Below are 17,344 nucleotides of genomic sequence, written 5' to 3' on the forward strand. Positions count from 1 at the left end.
CGGGTTCCTATCTCAGCTTGAGGGTCGACAGGCCGACCAGCGCCAGGATGACGGCGATGATCCAGAAGCGGATCACCACCTGGCTTTCGGTCCAGCCGAGCTTTTCGAAATGATGATGGATCGGCGCCATCAGGAACACGCGCTTGCCGGTCATCTTGAAGTAGCCGACCTGAATGATGACCGACAGGATTTCCACGACAAACAATCCGCCGACGATGACCAGCACGATCTCGTGCTTGGTGGCGACCGCGACCGTACCGATCAGGCCACCCATGGCCAGCGAACCGGTGTCGCCCATGAAGATCGCCGCCGGCGGCGCGTTGAACCAGAGGAAGCCGAGGCCGGCGCCGATGACGGCGCCGAGCACGACGGCCAGTTCGCCGGTGCCGGGCACGAAATGGATCTGCAGGTATTCGGCGAACACCGCGTTGCCGGAGAGGTAGGCGATGACGCCAAAGGATGCCGCCGCGATCATGATCGGCACGATCGCCAGCCCGTCGAGGCCATCGGTCAAATTCACCGCATTGCCGGCGCCGACAATGACGAAGCAGGAGAACGGCACGAAGAACCAGCCGAGATTGATGATGAATTCCTTGGCGAAGGGGAAAGTCAGCGACGATGAGAACGGCGCCTGGCCATTATGCATGATCGCCCAGGCGGCGATGCCGGCGATGACGAATTCCAACGCCAGCCGCGCCTTGCCGGAAAAGCCGAGATGCGACTGCTTGGTTACCTTGAGATAGTCGTCGTAAAAGCCGATCGAACCGAAGCCCAGCGTCACCAAGAGCACCACCCAGACATAGATCGAGGAGAGGTTCGCCCATAGAAGCGACGAGCCGACGATGCCGCACAGGATCATCAGCCCGCCCATGGTCGGCGTGCCGGCCTTCTTGAAATGCGTCTGCGGGCCATCGGCACGGATCGGCTGGCCCTTGCCTTGCCGCAGCCTCAGCGAATTGATGATGGTCGGCCCGAAGATGAAGACGATCAACGCCGAGGTGATCAGCGCACCGCCGGTGCGGAAGGTAATGTAGCGGAAGACATTGAAGACCGAGACCATGTCCGCAAAATCGACGAGCAATGTAAACATGCGATTCCGTCCCCCGGACTAGTTCTGTTTCGTGCCTGCGGCTTCCGCCGGATATTTGCCGAGCAAGGCCTCGACCAGCTTTGAAAAGCCGATGCCTTTCGACGATTTGATCATCACAACGTCGCCGGCCTTCAGCGTCGACAACAACAGCGGCTTCAATTCCTCGGCGCCGGCGCGGTATTCCGTTTTGATCTCGTCGGGCAGGATGTCTGCCAGCGCCCGCATTTCCGGGCCGCCGAGAAAGACCGTGTGCGTGCCGGTCCCGACGATCAATTCGGCCAGGGCTGCATGCAGCTTGGCCGAATGGTCGCCGAGCTCGAGCATGTCGCCGAGCACGGCGATGCGCCGGCTCTCGCCCGTGACAGGCGTCGCGTTGAGCAGCGCCATGGCAGCAGCCATCGAGGCCGGATTGGCGTTGTAGCTCTCGTCGATCAGTGTGATCGGTCCCTTGGGATGGCGCAGCACATGGCGCTTGCCACGGCCACGCTCCGCAGAGAGATCGGCCAGCGCTTCCGCCACCTTTGCGATGTCAGCTTCAACGAGATGCGCCGCGCCAAGAACGGCGAGCACATTCTGCACCATGTGGCGGCCAGGCGCGCCGATCCGGGCAACGACATCCTGACCGCCGATCCTGGCGGTGATATCGGAATGACCGGCATGCAGCTCGCATTTGGTCAGCTTGTAGGTCGACCGTGCATTCTCGCCGAAGCCAAAGACATGTTCGACGCCGGCGGCCCGCGCCATCTTGTCGAGCAGCTTCCAGCGCGCATCGTCGCGGTTGAGCAAGGCCGCACCGCCGGGCTCGATGCCTTCAAAAATCTCGGCCTTGGCCTTGGCGATCTCGTCGAGATTTCTAAAGAAGCCGAGATGCGCGGCGGCGATCATCGTGACGATGGCCACATGTGGCCGGACCATCTTGACCAACGGCCGGATCTCGCCGGGATGGTTCATGCCGATCTCGAACACCGCATAGTCGCAATCGCCGGGCATGCGCGCCAGCGTCAGCGGCACGCCCCAATGATTGTTGAAGGACTGCGCCGAAGCATGCACCGTGCCGACGGCCGACAGCACATGACGCAGCGCCTCCTTGGTGGTGGTCTTGCCGGCCGATCCGGTCACCGCGATGATTTTTGCGCTGGAACGGGCGCGGGCGGCAACACCGAGTTTCTCCAGTGCTGCCAGCACATCCTGCACGACGATCATCGGCGCCGTCAGCCGCCCAAGCGACGGCAATTTGCCCTCGGCGACGACCAGAACGCCGGCGCCGGCCTTGATCGCCGCGGTCGCGAAGTCATGGCCGTCCATCGCCTCGCCCTTGATGGCGAAGAAGGCGTCGCCCGGCTGCAGGCTGCGGCTGTCGATCGAGATCCCCGAAATTCCCTCCGGCATCGGCCCGAGCGGCCGACCGCCCATGGCGTCGACCAGCGCCTCGGAAGTCCAGAGCACGCTCATGCGGCCCGCTCCCGCAGCGCCGACCGGACTTCTTCGTGGTCGGAGAACGGAAAAGTCTCGGCGCCGATGGTCTGGCCCTCTTCATGGCCCTTGCCGGCAACGATCAGCGTATCGCCCGCTTTGAGCATGGCGACCGCTTCGTGGATCGCCTTGCGGCGGTCGCCGATTTCAATCGCGCGGGGCGCGGCTGCCAGGATCGCGGCACGGATCGTTTCCGGCACTTCCGAGCGCGGATTGTCGTCGGTGACGATGACGACGTCGGCCAGCCGCGTGGCGATTTCGCCCATGATCGGCCGCTTGCCCCGGTCGCGGTCGCCGCCGCAGCCGAACACGACGATGACGCGACCGGTGGTGAACGGGCGCACGGCGGCCAGCACATTTTCCAGCGCATCCGGCTTGTGGGCATAGTCGACATAGACGGGCGCGCCATTGGCGGTGGCGCCGACAAGGTCGAGCCGTCCCGGTGCCCCCTGAAGTTTCTCCAACGCCATCAAAGCTTTGGCGACCGGCGTTCCGGTGGAAATGGCCAGCCCGGCCGAAACCAGGGCATTGGCGATCTGGAAGTCGCCGGCGAGCGGCAGGTCGATCTCGTAGAGCACGCCGTCAGCTTCGACCTCGGCGCGCTGGCGGTGGCGCTCGTGCTCGACCCGCTTCAGGCGCAGGAAATCGCCATGGCGGCCGACAGTCAGCACATTGAGCCCCGCGGCCTGCGCAGCCTGGATGGTCGGCGCCGACCACGGATCGTCGGCAAAGATGACCGCCGGCGCGCCTTTCGGCAGCAGCGTGTCGAACAGGCGCAATTTGGCGCGATGGTAGTCCTCGACCGTCGGATGATAGTCCATATGGTCGCGGCCGAGATTGGTGAAACCGCCCGCGGCGAGCTTGACGCCATCGAGACGGCGCTGGTCGAGACCATGGCTGGAAGCCTCCATCGAGGCGTGTGTGACGCCGGCCTCCGCCAATTCCTTGAGCAACTGGTGCAAAGCCACTGGATCGGGTGTGGTCAACGAACCGTAATCGTTGCGGCCCGGCGCCACCACGCCGGTGGTGCCAATGGACGCGGCGGCAAAGCCGGCCTGCTCCCAGATCTGCCTGGTGAAGGCGGCGACCGAGGTCTTGCCTGCGGTGCCGGTAACCGCGACCATGGTCTCCGGCTGGCTGTCGAAGAAACGTGCCGCGCTCAGCGCCAGCGCCAGGCGTGGGTCGTCGACGCTGAGCACCGGGACGGAAAGACCGGAAATGGCGCCGGCCTTGCCCACGACAACCGCCGCTGCGCCGCGCTTTGCCGCATCGGCGGCATAGGCCGAACCATCCGCCTTGCTGCCGGCGAGCGCGAAAAAGACCACGCCGGTCTTGACCGTGCGGGAATCCGACGAAATCCCGGTTACCTCCACATCGCGGGAAGATGTTCCCTCGACAGGCAGGATACCGGCTAAATCTCTCAGGTGCATCGAACCCCGTTTATCTCAACAAAATGGCGCGCAGTTGCCGGCGCGCCCTAAGAATCACTGATAGGAAACCAGCGTTGCGCCATTTTCATGGCTGAAATCTGGCTTCACGCCAAGCATGGCGGCTGCCCGCCTGATGATGTTTCCGGCCATGACACCCGCATTGTTGGCGGCGACGTCGGTCATCCCGGGCTTTTCCGGGTGCGGAGCGTCAGCGATCGTAAACACCAGATATTGCGGATCATCCATCGGGAAGGCAGCGACGAAGGTGTTGAAATTCAGTTCCTTCGAGTAGCGGCCATTGATCACCTTCTCGGCGGTTCCGGTCTTGCCGCCAACGCGGTAGCCGGGGGCCCTGGCGTTTCTGGCCGAGCCCTTCTCGGCATTGAGCGTATAGAGGTAGCGCATGCCCTCCACAGTCTTTTCGCTGACCACTCTCTTGGCCACCGCCATGGCATCCTGCTCGCTGCGGACCAGGAAAGTCGGCGGGATCAGGTAGCCCTGCATCAGCGCCGCGCAGCCGACGGCCGCCTGCAGCGGCGTCGTCGACACGCCATGGCCGAAGGCGATGGTGAAGGAGTTGACCTGCTTCCAGACCTTCGGTTCGGTCGGGCGGGCGACTTCAGGCAGTTCGGTCTGCATCCTGTCCAGAAGGCCAAGGCGATGCAGGAATTCGCGGTGCCCCTCGATGCCGACCATTTCGGCCTCACGGGCCGATCCGATATTGGAGGAGTAAAGGAACACCTCCGGCAATGACAGCACGCGGTTCTTGCCGTGGAAATCGTGGATGGCCTGATGGCCGACCCGGATTGGGTGCGAGGCGTCGAAACGGCTGTTCATATTCGCTTTGCCGGAATCGAGCGCCATGGCCGAGGTGAAGCTCTTGAAGGTCGATCCCATCTCGTAGAGGCCGGCCGACATGCGGTTCAGCCGATCCTTGTCCTGCGCATTGAAGGGATTGTTCGGATCGAAATCCGGCACCGAGGCCATCGCCACCACTTCGCCGGTCTTGATGTTGAGCACGACGGCGCCGGCGCCCATGGCGCGATAGCGCTCGAGGCCGGCGGCAATCTCGTCGCGCACCACATGCTGGACGCGCAGGTCGATCGACAGCTGAACCGGCTTCAGATCCTTGGCGATCGCCAAGCCTGAGGCCTGCAGGTCGCTCAGGCCCTGCTCGTCAATGTACTTCTCCATGCCGGAGATGCCCTGATTGTCGATGTTGGTGAGGCCGACAATGTAGGACGAGGTCACGCCGGCAGGATAGAAGCGGCGCTTTTCGGTGCGAAAGCCGATGCCGGGAATGCCGAGCTGCATGATGTCGGCCTGCTGCTTGGGCGTCAGCTGCCGCTGCAGCCAGACGAAGCCGGCGCCGCTCTTCAGCTTGTGATAGGTCTGCTCGGGGTCGATATCTGGCAGAATGGTCGACAGCTTTTCGATCGCCTCGTCAGCATCGACGATGCGGCGCGGCTCGGCAAACAGCGATGCCGTCTTGATGTCGGTCGCCAGCACCTCGCCGTTGCGGTCGATGATGTCGGGACGCGACGCCGTCACCCGGCTTTGCGGCCCATTCGACATGTCGGGGGACTGGAAACCGAGATAGACCAGCCGCCCGGCGATGGTCGAATAGATGCCGAAGAACACCGCCATCGTCATCACGATGCGGGTCTTGGCCTTGCCGCCGGTCGCCTTGCGCGCGCCTTCGACCACGATGGAGCCGTCCTCGCCGGTCCGTGCGCGGCGCTTCAGCAATTTGCCGACCGACGGAAGTTTGGCGCGCATTGGAAATCCAGCGATCATTGGACGATGGCTCCGGTGACCACGGGATCCTTGCCGGCTGGTCCTTTGCCGGAATTGTCGGCCATGCCGCCAAGCCGTTGCGACGACAGGTCCTCGATGTTGAGCGGTTTTGCCGGCAGGTCGTCGAGCCCGACGATCTGCCGCGCATTGACCGGCTCGAGTGCGAGCTGCGATTTGTAGATTTCAGCCAGCTTCTGCAGGCGCGACGGCTGGGTCAGCAGGCTCCAGTCGGCCTTGAGCAGGTCGATCGTGTCCTCCTCATAGCGGATCTGCGCCTCGATCTTCTGCACCGAAGCCAGCTGTTCCTCGGCCTCGCGCTTGGCCTTGTAGGTCAGGGCCGCGGCCGAGACCATGACGGCGATCAGGACTATGTCGCTGGTTCGAAACACGTATTCACCTCTCTCGCGGCGCCTGGATGCCGGGAAGCTTTGGAAGGCCGAAAATGGTGAGATCACCGGCGCGCGCCGGCGCCTCGGTGCGGATGGCGGTACGCAGCCTAGCCGAGCGCGCCCGCGGATTGGCAGCGACCTCGGCATCACCTGCCGTCACGCCGCCACCAGCCTTGCGGAAGGTCGCAGTGCGCGCGTGCGCCTCGGGCAAATGACGTGAGCCGGTGGCGACGTCGGCGCGGTCGGCGATGAAGCGCTTGACGATGCGGTCTTCCAGCGAATGGAACGTCACCACCGCAAGCCGCCCGCCGGGCTTCAATACCCGCTCGGACGCCATTAGGGCTTTGGCCAATTCGCCCAGCTCGTCATTGACGAAAATGCGCAGCGCCTGGAAGACGCGGGTGGCCGGATGAATCTTGTCCTTCGGCGCGCGGCCGATATGCGTTTCGATGGCGTCGGCGAGATCGAGCGTGCGCTCGAACGGACGTTTTTCGCGGCGTGACTCGATCATGCGGGCAATGCGCCCGGCATTCCGCTCTTCGCCGAGGAAGCCGAAGATGCGGGCAAGGTCGCCTATCTTGAACGAATTGACGACGTCGGCAGCACTCAAACCCGCCTGCGCCATGCGCATGTCGAGCGGCCCGTCCGTGCGGAACGAAAAGCCGCGCTCGGGCTGGTCGACCTGCATGGAGGAAATGCCGATGTCGAGGACAACGCCGTCGGCGCTTTCGACCTGTTCGTCCAGCGTCGAGAACGGCGCCTGCACCAGCCTCAGCCTGCCGCCGGATTGCTGTTCCAGGCCGCGCCCGGCGGCAATCGCATCGGGATCGCGATCGATCGCCACCACCGAGGCGCCGCTCGCCAGGATCGCCTTGGTGTAGCCGCCGGCGCCAAACGTGCCGTCGACGATCACATCGCCGGCTTTGGGTGAGAGCGCCTCCAGCACTTCGGCGAGGAGGACCGGAATGTGGCGGACCGGTCCGCCAACGGCGCTAAGATCATCGCCGTGATCCGCCATCATTCCGGCCGCTCCCCAGCCTTGGCCTCGTGAGCCTTCGTCCCCTGCCGAAGCTGCAAAAGCCGAGCGCGCGCCTGCGCCCCATAGGCGGCCAGCCGTCCAGGCTCCCAAACTTGAAAGAAATTGCCACGGCCGACAAAGGCCACTTCGCTCGTGATGCCCGTATGCTCGCGAATGAAATCGCTCATCGTGATGCGGCCATCCTGATCGAGCTTCAGGAACGTCCCGTCGCCATGGCAGAAGAACGACATATCGTCCGCCGTCTGCAAAAAAGGGTCTTCCAGCGCGATGCGCTGCTCGTAGCGGTCGAGCAGATCGAGCCCGCCGACATCCATCGCAGGCACGTCCAGGCCGCGCAGCGCATAGAGTTCCGAATAGCCGCGCTTCTGCACGACCGCGCGGAAATGCGCCGGAACGGAGACCCGCCCCTTCGCATCGATCCTGTTCACCGCGCTTGACAGAAACCGGTCCATGACACGCTGCAGCCGCTTCCGCCGCCGCACCCCTCTCCATGTTTTCGTCCGCGCCGAAGCGCGTCCCCTGCCGAAAATCCGCTTCGCTCCCAGCGGCAAAACGCCGCAAACGCACAGCCGCCGCGGCTGCCCGATTGGCGTACGCTTTACCCTGACGCGGAACGAAGAATTTGGTATCGAAATGGGATATCATGGGGCACTATGGGCGTCAACGGGAACAGGCTTCACAAACGCGCGCGCCACAACCGGTGAGAGCAGCTCTGACAACACTCCCGTCTTTATCTCCCATTAAGCCTAACGAACCGTTTAGAGCGGGCTGGCCCAAGCGGAAGCGGCTTGCCGCGCATCACTGCCGCGAATAGCGTCGTCAGTCTTTTCGCTGAGCAACAAGGTCAGAAATCCATGTCCGAAACAGCCAGGTCCCGCGCGGCCTCCCTTGCCCATCTGCGTCGCGACGGACTTGTCAAAGGCGACCCCATCCCATTGCCGCTGACCATGGCCGCTATTTTCCACAACCCGGGCGACGGCGCCGGCTACAGTCAGTACGGCCGTTACAGCAACGCCACCTGGGATGCGGTCGAGCACATGCTGGCGCATCTGGAAGACGCGCCATGCGTCGGCTTCCCCTCAGGAATGGCGGCAATCTCGGCGGTGTTTTTCGGCCTGTTGAAATCCGGCGACCGCGTGCTTTTGCCTTCGGACGGCTACCATGCCACACGCGCGCTGGCCGAACGTTTCCTCAAGCCCTTCGGCGTCGCCTATGATCTGCGGCCGACAGCTACATTCCTCGACGGCGGCTTCGACGGCTACCGCCTTGTCTACGTTGAAACCCCGTCAAATCCGCGATTGGACATTTGCGACATCACAGCCGTCACCGAGGCCGCGCACCAAGCGGGCGCGATCGTCGTCGTCGACAACACCACGATGACGCCGTTCGGCCAGCGTCCGCTCGATCTCGGCGCCGACATCATCGTTGCTGCCGACACCAAGGCGGCCAACGGGCATTCCGACGTGCTGTTCGGCCATGTCGCCAGCCGCAATCCAGATATCATCGCGGCCGTCACCGGCTGGCGCGAGACCGCGGGCGGCATTCCCGGCCCGTTCGAGGCTTGGCTGGTGCATCGCGGCCTGGAGACGCTGGACGTACGCTTCGACCGCATGTGTTCTTCTGCCGAGGTGATCGTGAAGCGCCTGAAAGACCATCGCGCCGTTAGCGGCTTGCGCTACCCCGGGCTGGAGGGCGACCCGTCGCACAACCTCGCCCGGGCGCAGATGGAGCGCTTCGGCTTCCTCGTGTCCTTCGAACTCCTCTCCCAGGAAAAGGCCGAGGATTTCATCAACAACTGCACGCTGATGCAGGCGGCAACGTCGTTCGGGGGTGTCCACACCTCCGCCGAGCGGCGGGCCAAGCGAGGAGATTCGGTTCCGCCCGGCTTCGTGCGCCTGTCGGTGGGCTGCGAGCCGGTGGAAGAACTCTGGCAGGCGATCGAGGCATCGCTGGACAAGATCGGCGTCTGAACTGGTGGATTAGGTCACCAAGTCGTCGGCGCCAATATCGCGCCTGCCGTGCAAAACGCGGACGATCTCGATCGCGTCTTCGCCCATGCGATACAGAGTGACATATTCGCCGACGATCAGATGACGAATGCCGGGCGCGATATCATCGCGCGGCGCACCTGAGAACGGGTGCAAGGTGAGCAGTGTCTAGCGCCTCTCCAAAGCGTCCACAAGGCGCATGGCTCCCTTTGGGCTATGTTCCGCAATGTAGTCACCGATGCCTTCGACATCTGATATCGCCTGAGGAAGCAGCCGATATTTCACTCTTCCGAGCCTGCAGCTTCCGACATCCTCTGATATTTGGCTCGCAGCCGGTCCATGAAGGGCTGGCCGTCCACCGCCGGTCCGCTGTCGATCCCCTCCTGAATCAGCCTGCGCAATTCCTCGACCGTGTAGCCGAGAAGATCGCGGCGGTCTTTCCATTGCCGCAGCGCATCACGGATGACTTCGCTGGCCGAGGCATATTCGCCGGCGGCCACGACATCGTCGACCGCCGCCGCCAGTTCCGGCGAAAGCGTGATGCTGCGTTTGTCGACGTGACCTATGATGCGCTCCTGATCAAACCATGACAATCATGGTACGATTAAATCGTACCAGCTTCAAGGATGCGTTTGTCTCGACCCCAGCATGCGTACTTGATTCAATCGCTCAAGCACCTGAATCGCCAGCTGCGCCCGAAGGCGCAGACTGCTGATCCAAAGGATTAATCGCGATATGGGGGAGAAATTGCCAGCTGGCCTGTAAGCCGGGTTTTGTATGGCCCTCGCCCCTTTCGGGGCGAGAACGTGGCGGCCATTCATCTTGGGCGCATGTTGCCATGCGCCTCACGCAACCTACCCGGACGGTGAGCCGGAAACAGCCCTCGAAGGTTTCCCCTCGCACCGTCCCTATTCGGTCTTGCTCCCGGTGGGGTTTACCGTGCCGCTCCTGTTGCCAGTCGCGCGGTGGGCTCTTACCCCACCCTTTCACCCTTGCCCCGATAAATCGTGGCGGTTTGCTTTCTGTGGCACTTTCCCTGGGGTCGCCCCCGCCGGCCATTAACCGGCACCGTGTTTCCATGGAGCCCGGACTTTCCTCACCCGCAGCCTTTCGGCTTTGCGGGTGCGGCCGCCCGGCCAGCTGGCAGAGCGTATAAAGGGGTTCACGTTCCAAAACGCAAATGAAAAAGCAGACTTATGCCGGCGATCCCAATGCCGCCAACTGCACCTTGACCTTGCCGCAATAGGCCGCCGACACCGGGTTCATCCTCGTCGCGGCATGGCCGGCATTGTATTTCAGGATCGTGCCGCAGGTGGTGCCGCCGCCGAGATTGCGCGCCATGGCAAGGTACTTCATGCCGTATTTGATGTTGGTGTCGGGATCGAACAGACCCTTGGCCGAGCCGCTATACCCCATCATCCGCGCCGTTGCCGGCTTGATCTGCATCAGGCCGATTTCACCCGCGCTGCCGACGATGTTCGGCCGGTAGTTGCTCTCGATCTTAATGACCGCCTGGGCCAGCGACACCGGCACGCCTTCGGCCGCAGCATAGCGGGCAATGATTGCCGAATACTGGCCGCCAAGCGCGGCTGCCGCAGTCGACTCCGCAGCGGTGCTTGGGCGGATCGATGCGGTCGTCGTCAGGTCGACGCTCTTCCTGTTGCGCTTAAAATGCCTCTTGGCCGTGGCTTTTCTGGCCTTCACCACGGCTGCTTTGCGCACTTTCGCGGTGGTTGCCCTTTTTGCTTTCGGGTTTGCCTTCGTCATGGTGGCCTTGGCGGGTGCGGCGATGAAGCCCTGGTCTGCCCTCTGGCTCACTGGTGCGGCATCGGCCGTGCTGAAGGCAAAAGTCATTACTCCGGCAGCAATAGCTGCCGTTACAACGGTCAATTTCTGCATGTGGTCCTGTTCTGTTTGGCCGCGCGAAGATCTTCACGCAGCAACGCCTAATCAATATCGGAGCATCCGGGGGGCTGGAGGTCCGATAACTTGCACGAACTGCCTTTGAGGGCGGAATTTGTGTCGAACAAGGCGAGGCAATTCACTTTCAGTGACAGGCTGTAACTTGGATATCAGGAAAAGATTATTTAGACGCAACTGACCTAAGGGAAGTCAGCAGGCTTTGCAGCGTGCTAGACGTAGAGCCGTCGGCGACGCCATCCACCAGGCGTGGTCGGAAATGCCGCTGAAAAGCTTCGACGACGATTTCGGTCTGGCGGTCGAAGACACCTGATATCTCGACGCCATAGCCATAGAGCGCCAGCATCGACTGCAGTGCCTCGACCTCGGCGCCGGTATCGCCGGCTTTCAGCACCGCGCCGCGCCGGACCGGCGCCGCAGGCACGAGATGGCCGACCCCGGCCGCAAACAGCGCCTTCCAGGGGAATTTCTCGCCCGGGTCGATCTTGCGCCCCGGCGCGATGTCGGAATGGGCAAGCACCCTTTGCGCCGTAATGGAATGGCGTTCGATGACACCAAGGCAAAGACCGATCACCGCTTCCACCTGCCGCTTGGGAAAGGCCGAATAGCCGAGCGAATGGCCGGGATTGACGATTTCGATGCCGACCGAACAGGAGTTGATGTCGCGACGACCGAACCAGGAACTTGCACCGGCGTGCCAGGCGCGGTCGCTTTCGCGCACCATCTGGATGATGCGACCGTTCTCATGGACGAGGTAGTGGGACGAGACTTCGCTTGCGGGGTCGCACAGCCAGGCTTCCGCGGCAGCACCCGTCGCCATGCCGGTATAGTGCAGCACGATCATGTCGGGCCTGAGCGTTTCGCGCCGCGGGCCGAAATTCGGCGATACCCTGACCTCCGCGCTTGGCTCGTCGGGCGAGAAGCCGGTCATGCGTGCCTGAGGCCCCGCTCGATCATTTCATAGGCCGCGTTGATCGCCGCGACTCTGGTCGTTGCAATCTTGATGAATTCCTGCGGCAGGCCGCGCGCGATCAGCCGGTCCGGATGATTGTCGGAGACCAGCTTGCGGTACCGCTTCCTGACCTCCTCGAACGGCTTGCCGCGCTCAATGCCGAGCACGATATAGGGATCGCCGGCCCCGAGATTGACGTGCCTGGCCATAATGGCCTCGTAGTGCACCTCGTCGATGCGGAAAATCTCGGCAATACGGTGCAGGAAAATCCCTTCGCGCTCATGCACCAGCCCGTCCGCCTTGGCGATATGGAACAGACCGTCGAGTATGTCTTCCAGCATGACGCAGTTCGAATGGCCCGAGCCGCACATCTGCGCCATACTCTCGGCATAGGTCTCGAACCCGGCGACGTCGCGCTTGGCCAGATCGTAAAGCCGCGCCACATTGCGGGTCTGTTCTCGCGGCACCTCGAATATTTCCTGGAACGCGCGAACCTCGTCCTGGGTGACGATGCCATCGGCCTTGGCCATCTTGGCTGACAGCGCAATCATCGCCACAGAGAAGGCGACACGCCGGCGCAGATCAGCGTCACCGGAGAAAACCGTGCGCACGGCCTCGACCACATCGGCTACGCCGGACGTGGCTGAAGATGAAACGCGGGTGATGAAGTCGCCGAGGCGATCCCAAATCGACATGAGCGCTTATTAGGGCCGCCGGCCATTGCTATCAAGCCAAGACAGCGCCGCAGAGTGGATCGATTTACGCGAGCAACCGACGCGCCAGATCCCAAACCGTAGGAAAGAGCCGGTTCAAGGCCCTTGAGCCCCCGAATCCCCTAAACGCAGGAAGGCCGGCGCGAAGCCGGCCTCCTCTCTCGTCACGTCAAAGTGACCGAGACTGCTGCTACTGCGCGGGGGCAGGAGCAGGTGTTGCCGGAGCCGGTTCTGCAGGCTTCGGTGCATCCGGCGTCGCCGGCTTCATGGGCTCGGCGGCTGGCGGATTGGTGCTCTGGGTGGTGGTGTTATCCGTACCGCTGTCGCTGCAGGCGGCAACGCCGAACAGGGCCAGGGCGGAAACGGAAGCAAGAATCAGCTTTTTCATGACATCTCTCCTTCAACACACGCTCACGTTGCGGTGAACGGTCGAAGGCAAAATGCATCAAACGGTCATGAGTTTCGTAACGTTGCGTTTCCTGATGTAACATCCGCGCACTACCGATTGCGGGCCGGGCGATGCCGAACTAACAGTCTGGACCCAAATGCAATGCCGGAGTTCTGCGTGGACAAGAAATGGGATTTTTGGATCGACCGCGGCGGCACCTTCACCGACGTGATCGGACGTGATCCGCAAGGCGGTTTGCATCCCAGGAAATTCCTGTCGGAAAATCCCGAAGCCTATCCCGATGCGGCCCTAGCCGGCATCCGCGAGCTTTTGGGGCTGAAATCCGGCACCGCTATTCCTCCGGGCCTGGTCGGTGACGTCAAGATGGGTACCACCGTTGCCACGAATGCGCTGCTGGAGCGCAAGGGCGACCGTGTGCTTTTGCTCATCACCAAGGGCTTTCGCGATGCGCTGAAGATCGCCTATCAGGCCCGGCCGGACATCTTCGCCAAGGAGATCATCCTTCCGGAACAGCTCTACGAGCGGGTCATCGAGATCGACGAACGCGTGCGCGCCAATGGCGAGGTCGAGCGCCTGCTCGACATCGCCGCCTGCCGCCCCGCCATCGAACAGGCGAAGGCTGACGGCATCGATGCGGTGGCCATCGTCTTCATGCATGCCTGGAAATATCCCGACCACGAGAAGGCGGTGGCGAAAGTCTGCCGCAAGATCGGGTTCAGCCAAGTCTCGGTCAGCCATGAAGTCTCGCCACTGATCAAACTGGTCGGCCGCGGCGACACCACCGTGGTCGATGCCTATCTGTCGCCGATCCTGTCGCGCTATGTGCAAAGGGTGGCGGGAGAACTGGGCGCGACGCCAATCTCCCCACTTGTGGGGGGTGAGGAGCGGTCGGCCAAAGGCCGAGAAAAAGCCGACGATTTGGCTTTTTCAGCGACGAATGCCCGGAGCCATAGCGAAGGGCAGTCCGCAAAGCGGCCAGAGGGGGTCCGCTCGGAAGGCACCGCCAATGCGCTGAGCCCGGTCGATCCAACCCCACCCGGCGGCTCCGCCGCCACCCTCCCCTCGAGGGGCAGGGAAAACCCTCGCCTGATGTTCATGATGTCGTCGGGCGGGCTCACCGCCGCCGACATGTTCCAGGGCAAGGACGCGCTGCTGTCCGGCCCGGCTGGCGGTGTCGTCGGCATGGTCGAAACGGCGAAACTCGCCGGTTTCGAGAAAGTCATCGGCTTCGACATGGGCGGCACCTCGACCGACGTCGCCCATTATGACGGCGAGTATGAGCGCGCCTTCGACACCGAGGTTGCCGGCGTGCGCATCCGTGCGCCGATGATGCGCATCCATACCGTCGCTGCCGGCGGCGGCTCGATCCTGCATTACGAAGCCGGCCGCTTCCGCGCCGGGCCGGATTCCGCCGGCGCCAATCCCGGCCCCGCCGCCTACCGGCGCGGCGGCCCGCTTGCCGTCACCGACGCCAATGTCATGCTGGGCAAGCTGCAGCCCGATTTCTTCCCGGCGATTTTCGGACCCGGCCAGGACCAGCCGCTGGACGTCGCCGCCGTGCGTAAAAAATTCGCTGCGCTCGCCGCCGAAATCGGCGATGGCCGCACGCCGGAAGCCGTCGCCGAAGGCTTCGTTACCATCGCGGTGGAAAACATGGCCAATGCCATCAAGAAGATCTCCGTGCAGCGCGGCTACGACGTCACTGAATATCTCTTGAACTGTTTTGGCGGCGCCGGCGGCCAGCATGCCTGCCTGGTTGCCGACGCGCTCGGCATGGAGGCGGTACTGATCCACCCCTTCTCCGGTCTGCTCTCAGCCTATGGTATCGGCCTGTCGTCGGTTTTCGCGTCGCGGCAGCAGGCGCTGCTGAAGCCGCTTGCCGAAGAATCCAGGACCGAGATCGGCAGCCTCATCGGCACGTTGAAAAAAGCCGTCATCGCCGAATTGGCAGCGCAAGGCATCGCCGAGGACAAGATTGCGGCAAAGCCGGTGCTGCATATCCGCTATGACGGCACCGACACCACGCTGCCGGTGAATTTCGAACAGGGCTCGATCTTCCAGGCCAGGCGCGATTTCGAAGTGGCCCACAAGGCGCAGTTCGGGTTCGTCTATGATGACAAGCCGATGCTCGTCGAGACCGTTGGCGTGGAAGGCGCCGAGATCGTCGAGACCACGGCCGAAGCCGTTGCGCCCGCCGAACCGGCAAGGGTTGAAACCGGTGCGTCCGGAACGCGGCGCATCTATACCGAGGGACGCTGGCATGAAGCCGGCATCCATCGCCGCGAAAACCTGCGCCCATCCAATCTGGTCCCAGGCCCCGCTTTGATCATCGAGCCGAACCAGACCATCGTCGTCGAGCCGGGCTGGCAGGCCGAAATCACCAACCTCAATCACGTCGTCATCCGCCGCACGGAACGGAAAGTTCGCACGGCTGCCCTCGGTACCGAAGCCGATCCGGTGATGCTGGAGGTCTTCAACAACCTCTTCATGTCGATCGCCGAGCAGATGGGCGTCACGCTGCAGAACACCGCCTATTCCGTCAACATCAAGGAAAGGCTGGACTTTTCCTGCGCCGTCTTCGACCGCCACGGCGCGCTGGTCGCCAACGCGCCGCACATGCCGGTGCATCTCGGCTCAATGGATCGCTCAGTCGAAACCATCATCCGGCTGAACTCCGGCGACATCCACCCCGGCGACGTCTTTGCGCTGAACGCACCTTACAATGGCGGCACGCATCTGCCCGACATCACCGTGGTGACGCCGGTCTTTTCCCTCCCCCTCGAGGGGAGGGTGGCCGCGCAGCGGCCGGGTGGGGTCCTCTCAGAAGGCACCGCAAGGGCGTCGAGCACTGCCGCAGCGACCCCCTCCGGCGGCTCCGCCGCCACCTCCCCTTCAAGGGGGGAGGAAATCCTGTTCTGGGCGGCCTCACGCGGCCATCATGCCGACATTGGCGGCACGGCACCTGGCTCGATGACACCACTTGCCACCACGGTCGACGAGGAAGGCGTGCTGTTCGACAATTTCCGCGTCGTCGATCGCGGAAAATTCCGCGAGGCGGAGCTGCAAACGCTGCTCACCGACCACCCCTACCCCGCCCGCAACCCGCACCAGAACATCGCCGACCTAAAGGCGCAGATCGCCGCGAATGAAAAGGGCGTGGCGGAATTGCGCAAGATGGTCACCCATTTCGGCCTCGACGTCGTCGAAGCCTATATGGGTCATGTCCAGGACAATGCCGCCGAAAGCGTGCGCCGCGTGCTGGAAAGGCTGCCTGACAGCTCGCAGTATGAATACCCGACCGACACCGGCCAGGTGATCAAGGTGAAGATCACGGTCGACCGGCAAAAGAGCGAAGCGACCGTCGACTTCACCGGCACCTCGCCTGTCATGAAGAACAATTTCAACGCGCCCGAGCCCGTCGCCCGCGCCGCCGTGCTCTATGCCTTCCGCGTCATGGTCGAGGACATGATCCCGATGAATGCCGGGTGCCTCAGGCCCATCAACATCATCATCCCCGACGGCTCGATGCTGAAGCCGGCCTACCCCGCCGCCGTCGTCGCCGGCAATGTCGAGACCTCGCAGCATGTCACCAACGCGCTGTTCGGAGCCATGGGCGCCATGGCCAATGCGCAAGGCACGATGAACAACCTGACCTTCGGCAACAAGCAGTACCAGTATTACGAGACCATCTGCTCCGGTTCGCCGGCAGGCCGGATGAACTCCGGCCGTGGCTTTGCCGGCACATCGGGGGTTCACACCCACATGACCAATTCGCGACTCACTGACCCTGAGGTGCTGGAACTGCGCTTTCCCGTGCTGCTGGAGGATTTCCACATCCGCCAAGGGTCCGGCGGCAAAGGCAAATGGAGCGCCGGCGACGGCACGAAGCGCACCATCCGCTTCCTCGAAAAGATGGAATGCGCCATCCTGTCATCGCACCGCAACCGGCCGCCGCAAGGCCTCGACGGCGGCGGTGACGGCGAGGTCGGCTCGACCAAGGTCCGCCGCCAGGACGGCAGCGTCGAGACGCTGAAGGCCTGCGACCAGACCGTGCTCGACGCCGGCGACGCCGTTATCCTGACGACGCCGACACCGGGGGGATTTGACAAGGCCTGAACTCGCGTCAACAGGCTGTCACCCGCTT

Annotated in this window: 15 protein-coding genes and 1 other RNA gene; 2 read left to right on the plus strand and 14 right to left on the minus strand. The window is 63.2% G+C overall.

Features of this window, described 5'->3' with window-relative positions; translation table 11 throughout:
• Nucleotides 1-7: 7 nt before the first annotated feature.
• Genes mraY through mraZ form a run of 7 tightly spaced genes read right to left on the minus strand, consistent with a single transcriptional unit; the run spans nt 8 to nt 7,670 of the window.
• Nucleotides 8-1,090 carry a phospho-N-acetylmuramoyl-pentapeptide-transferase gene (gene mraY / locus NLY36_RS04875; protein ID WP_023735966.1) on the minus strand — a complete coding sequence of 361 codons (1,083 nt, stop codon included), beginning with the start codon at nt 1,088-1,090 and terminating at the stop codon, nt 8-10.
• 18 nt (nt 1,091-1,108) lie between these two features.
• Nucleotides 1,109-2,542: a UDP-N-acetylmuramoylalanyl-D-glutamyl-2,6-diaminopimelate--D-alanyl-D-alanine ligase gene (locus NLY36_RS04880; protein WP_023735967.1), complete on the minus strand. Its 1,434-nt coding sequence runs from the start codon at nt 2,540-2,542 to the stop codon at nt 1,109-1,111.
• Nucleotides 2,539-3,993, minus strand: a complete 1,455-nt coding sequence (locus tag NLY36_RS04885) for a UDP-N-acetylmuramoyl-L-alanyl-D-glutamate--2,6-diaminopimelate ligase (RefSeq protein WP_023735968.1) — start codon at nt 3,991-3,993, stop codon at nt 2,539-2,541. The genes NLY36_RS04880 and NLY36_RS04885 overlap by 4 nt, the downstream gene beginning before the upstream one ends.
• 54 nt (nt 3,994-4,047) lie before the next feature.
• On the minus strand, nt 4,048-5,772 hold the full coding sequence (locus NLY36_RS04890; protein ID WP_023735969.1) for a peptidoglycan D,D-transpeptidase FtsI family protein: 1,725 nt from the start codon (nt 5,770-5,772) through the stop codon (nt 4,048-4,050).
• Between the two features lie 14 nt (nt 5,773-5,786).
• On the minus strand, nt 5,787-6,179 hold the full coding sequence (ftsL, locus tag NLY36_RS04895) for a cell division protein FtsL (RefSeq protein WP_023735970.1): 393 nt from the start codon (nt 6,177-6,179) through the stop codon (nt 5,787-5,789).
• 4 nt (nt 6,180-6,183) lie between these two features.
• Complete coding sequence (gene rsmH / locus NLY36_RS04900) at nt 6,184-7,200, minus strand: 16S rRNA (cytosine(1402)-N(4))-methyltransferase RsmH (RefSeq protein WP_023714771.1); 1,017 nt, start codon at nt 7,198-7,200, stop codon at nt 6,184-6,186.
• The gene (gene mraZ / locus NLY36_RS04905) at nt 7,197-7,670 is read right to left on the minus strand and encodes a division/cell wall cluster transcriptional repressor MraZ (RefSeq protein WP_023682144.1); all 474 of its coding nucleotides are present in this window, start codon (nt 7,668-7,670) and stop codon (nt 7,197-7,199) included. The genes rsmH and mraZ overlap by 4 nt, the downstream gene beginning before the upstream one ends.
• Nucleotides 7,671-8,072: 402 nt before the next feature.
• On the opposite strand from mraZ, the gene NLY36_RS04910 reads away from it, so the two are divergent.
• Nucleotides 8,073-9,188: a cystathionine gamma-lyase gene (locus tag NLY36_RS04910; protein WP_023735971.1), complete on the plus strand. Its 1,116-nt coding sequence runs from the start codon at nt 8,073-8,075 to the stop codon at nt 9,186-9,188.
• Between the two features lie 9 nt (nt 9,189-9,197).
• Here NLY36_RS04910 and NLY36_RS04915 read toward each other — a convergent pair whose 3' ends face one another.
• From NLY36_RS04915 to NLY36_RS04945, 7 genes are all read right to left on the minus strand, one after another.
• Nucleotides 9,198-9,362 carry a type II toxin-antitoxin system RelE/ParE family toxin gene (locus NLY36_RS04915; RefSeq protein WP_245259999.1) on the minus strand — a complete coding sequence of 55 codons (165 nt, stop codon included), beginning with the start codon at nt 9,360-9,362 and terminating at the stop codon, nt 9,198-9,200.
• 125 nt (nt 9,363-9,487) lie between these two features.
• On the minus strand, nt 9,488-9,772 hold the full coding sequence (locus tag NLY36_RS04920; RefSeq protein WP_023735972.1) for a type II toxin-antitoxin system ParD family antitoxin: 285 nt from the start codon (nt 9,770-9,772) through the stop codon (nt 9,488-9,490).
• Between the two features lie 180 nt (nt 9,773-9,952).
• Nucleotides 9,953-10,350, minus strand: an RNA gene (rnpB, locus tag NLY36_RS04925) — RNase P RNA component class A.
• Nucleotides 10,351-10,400: 50 nt separating this feature from the next.
• Nucleotides 10,401-11,105, minus strand: coding sequence for a lytic transglycosylase domain-containing protein (locus NLY36_RS04930; protein WP_023729353.1), 705 nt, complete (start codon nt 11,103-11,105; stop codon nt 10,401-10,403).
• A gap of 184 nt (nt 11,106-11,289) precedes the next feature.
• Nucleotides 11,290-12,057, minus strand: a complete 768-nt coding sequence (locus tag NLY36_RS04935) for an N-acetylmuramoyl-L-alanine amidase (protein WP_023668262.1) — start codon at nt 12,055-12,057, stop codon at nt 11,290-11,292.
• Nucleotides 12,054-12,773: a J domain-containing protein gene (locus tag NLY36_RS04940; protein WP_023668261.1), complete on the minus strand. Its 720-nt coding sequence runs from the start codon at nt 12,771-12,773 to the stop codon at nt 12,054-12,056. The genes NLY36_RS04935 and NLY36_RS04940 overlap by 4 nt, the downstream gene beginning before the upstream one ends.
• Before the next feature lie 208 nt (nt 12,774-12,981).
• Nucleotides 12,982-13,179 carry a hypothetical protein gene (locus tag NLY36_RS04945; protein WP_023668260.1) on the minus strand — a complete coding sequence of 66 codons (198 nt, stop codon included), beginning with the start codon at nt 13,177-13,179 and terminating at the stop codon, nt 12,982-12,984.
• A 177-nt stretch (nt 13,180-13,356) separates the two neighbouring features.
• Here NLY36_RS04945 and NLY36_RS04950 point away from each other — a divergent pair, with 177 nt between their 5' ends.
• Nucleotides 13,357-17,316 carry a hydantoinase B/oxoprolinase family protein gene (locus NLY36_RS04950; RefSeq protein ID WP_286461709.1) on the plus strand — a complete coding sequence of 1,320 codons (3,960 nt, stop codon included), beginning with the start codon at nt 13,357-13,359 and terminating at the stop codon, nt 17,314-17,316.
• Nucleotides 17,317-17,344: the final 28 nt, after the last annotated feature.

Origin of the sequence: Mesorhizobium sp. C399B (assembly GCF_030323185.1) — a bacterium.
In the GTDB taxonomy this organism is placed as follows: domain Bacteria; phylum Pseudomonadota; class Alphaproteobacteria; order Rhizobiales; family Rhizobiaceae; genus Mesorhizobium.